Origin of the sequence: Paracoccus sp. TRP (genome assembly GCF_000185925.1) — a bacterium.
Classification (GTDB): Bacteria; Pseudomonadota; Alphaproteobacteria; order Rhodobacterales; family Rhodobacteraceae; genus Paracoccus; species Paracoccus kondratievae.
Window position 1 is genome coordinate 1 of sequence record NZ_AEPN01000099.1, and the last position, 2,932, is coordinate 2,932.

The 2,932-nt window shown below is 59.7% G+C and carries 3 protein-coding genes; 2 read left to right on the forward strand and 1 reads right to left on the reverse strand.

The window, feature by feature from the left end; all coding sequences use genetic code 11:
- Positions 1-754: 754 nt before the first annotated feature.
- Together PARACOCCUSGL_RS0119890 and PARACOCCUSGL_RS0119895 are read left to right on the forward strand one after the other, a co-directional pair.
- Positions 755-1,453: a GntR family transcriptional regulator gene (locus PARACOCCUSGL_RS0119890; RefSeq protein WP_010400791.1), complete on the forward strand. Its 699-nt coding sequence runs from the start codon at positions 755-757 to the stop codon at positions 1,451-1,453.
- 97 nt (positions 1,454-1,550) lie between these two features.
- The gene (locus tag PARACOCCUSGL_RS0119895) at positions 1,551-2,513 is read left to right on the forward strand and encodes a dihydrodipicolinate synthase family protein (protein ID WP_010400793.1); all 963 of its coding nucleotides are present in this window, start codon (positions 1,551-1,553) and stop codon (positions 2,511-2,513) included.
- A 49-nt stretch (positions 2,514-2,562) separates the two neighbouring features.
- Here PARACOCCUSGL_RS0119895 and PARACOCCUSGL_RS0119900 read toward each other — a convergent pair.
- Positions 2,563-2,932: Ldh family oxidoreductase (locus PARACOCCUSGL_RS0119900; RefSeq protein ID WP_010400795.1), on the reverse strand; the 370-nt coding region annotated here is incomplete at its 5' end.

Sequence of the window (2,932 nt, forward strand, 5' to 3'; positions counted from 1 at the left end):
AGCCTCCGGCAAACCCGGTGCGGTTCAGGCCTCTACAAGATCAGCGCGCAGTCTCTGACAGTACCTTTGCCCTGCGGCGCAGCGAACGCGCGTCGCAGGTGCACTGTGACCGGCTGGTCCCGGCCATCTGACCTTTTGCATTAGCCGCGACGGTCGCTGCCCGCTGTGAATTAAGCTGATTGCACGCATATCCCGGGCTTTACTGCTGACAATCCGCAAGATCATCGCGTTGTTTCGTCCAGCAGCGGCGCCGACCTTCACAAAGATTGCAAAGCTGACGGTTAGACGGTGATCAGGCAGGCCGCCAGCAGAAACACTGCTGCAACAAGAATGCTTCGGATGTGGGCTTGTGGTTTGCCCGCCTTTCCAAAGGAGCTCCAATGGGATCTGACTGCGTTCTTGCACGCGCGAAGAATCCGCAGCGTGACTGCACGCACCAAAAGAGCAGGGTCGTCAGGGTGTGGCATTCTGGACGATAGTAAGCAGTTACCGTCCGGTAAAGGCTCCAAGCGGCCATTCGCGGTGCTTAATGAACAGCCCTGCTGCCTGATAGTGACGGTGCATGATTGTCAGCACCTTACGCCCGCGTCTGACGCTGCATCCTTTACAGGCAAATCCATCCTTTTCATCCTGTCAGACAGCGCGGATCTGCCACGGCTGACGGCCCGGACAGGCGCAGGCCATTGCCTTGCCATAAGTGAATTAAGTATTCGAGTTGTCGACTTCATTAACAGCATTACAAATAGGTGCACCTATGACCGAGCCAGAAACCTTTCCCGAGCGCCGACGCGGATCAGGCGTCAAATTGGTCTATGATGTGTTGCGTGACGAAATTCTGGATCTGGTTCTGCCCCCCGGCAGCCCCATAGATGAGGTCCAGCTGGCCGAGCGTTTCGGCATGTCGCGCACCCCTATCCGGGAGGCTCTGGTCCGCCTTGCCGGCGAAGGTCTGGTCGAGACCCTCCCGAACCGCTCGACCATGGTCGCCAATATCGACCTTCTGAACCTGCATACGTTCTTTGACGCGCTGACGCTGATGTATCGCGTGACGACAAGGCTGGCAGCGACCTATCACAAACCCGCTGATCTGGAAATCTTGCGTGCGCATCAGGCAAAGTTCTCGGCTGCGGTCGAGGCACAGGACGCGCTGGCAATGATCGCCTCGAACCGCGACCTGCATGCCGCCATCGCCGAGGCCGGGCGCAACCCCTATTACCACAGCCTTTTTGTGCGCCTGCTCGACGAAGGGCGTCGGCTTTTGCGGCTTTCCTACCAGTCGTTCAACGACCGCCTGCCGCGCGAATATGTAGATGAGCACGAGGCAATCATCGCCGCGATCGAGGCACGGGATGTCAAACTGTGTGACCGGCTGGCCAAGGCGCATGCAGATCAGATCGTCCGCCAGATCCAGAAATTCATCTCGCGAGATCAGCGGCAGCAGTTGACGCTATAGCCGAACTCGTCAGATTCTTGTCGACAAATAAAATGCAAATACTAGGATGGCGGCTGAGAGAATCAGCACCCTGCCTGCACGACAGAAGGAGCCATCCATGAACACTCAGATCTTTACCGGCGTCATTCCTGCCCTGATGACCCCCTGCACCGCCGAGCGCCAACCCGACTATGATGCACTGGTGCGCAAGGGGCAGGAACTGATAGCCGCGGGCATGTCAGCGGTCGTCTACTGCGGCTCGATGGGGGATTGGCCGCTCTTGACCGACGCCCAGCGGATGGAAGGGGTCGAGCGACTGGTCAAGGCCGGCATCCCGGTGATCGTCGGGACCGGCGCGGTAAACTCGGCCTCGGCGGTTGCCCATGCCGCCCACGCGCAAAAGGTCGGGGCAGCCGGTCTGATGGTCATTCCCCGGGTGCTGTCGCGCGGCGCCTCGGTCACTGCCCAGCGCAACCATTTCAAGGCAATCCTGGCCGCCGCGCCCGATCTGCCCGCCGTGATCTACAACAGCCCCTATTACGGGTTCGAAACAAAAGCGGATCTGTTCTTTGCCCTGCGTGCCGAACACCCGAACCTTGTCGGCTTCAAGGAATTCGGCGGGGCCAAGGCGATGACCTATGCGGCCGAACACATCACCAGCGCCGATGACAGCGTCATCCTGATGGCCGGTGTCGATACAGGCGTTTTCCATGGCTATGTAAAATGCGGCGCGACCGGCACGATCACCGGGATCGGCAATGTCCTGCCGCGCGAGATCCTGCATTTCGTCGCCCTGTCCAAAGCCGCCGCCGCCGGCGATCTTGAGGCCCGTCAGCGCGCGCAGGAGCTGAGCGAGGCGCTGGAGGTGCTGTCTTCGTGGGACGAGGGAACCGATCTGGTGCTTTACTATAAGCATCTGATGGTCCTGCAAGGCGACAAGGAATATACCCTGCACTTCAATGAAACTGACGAGTTGACCCCCAGCCAGCGCGCATGGGCCGAACAGCAGTACAACCAGTTCAAGACCTGGTATGCCGGGTGGAGCAAACAACCCGGCGCGGTTCAGAAATACGCAGCCTGAGCCTGAAATCAGAAAGGCCCTTCCAGTTCGGAAGGGCCATTTTTCTACCTTACGCCACCGCGTCGAGGCCAAGCCTCAGCCAGCGATCAAGTTGCGCGGCTTCATCCGCGCTCAGCGTGATGCCATCCGCCAGCGACTTTTCCCGCGCCGCGAAACGGCGTTGCGAAGGCAGCCTTGCGCCCTGCCCCCGGATGGCCTCGAACAACAATTCGGCCCGGGCAAAGGGATCTCCCGAACGGCCAGCCGCAAATTTCTCAGGCGACAGGGCGATGACCAGTTCACCATGGAACGGTGCAAGCGTGGTCGTACCCAGAAAATCCAGCACTTCCGGACTGGTCAGATCACCGATCATGATGCCCGCCAGCAGTTCGATCATCGTGCTGATGGCTGATGGACCTGTCACGGTTTGGTGCCGCTCC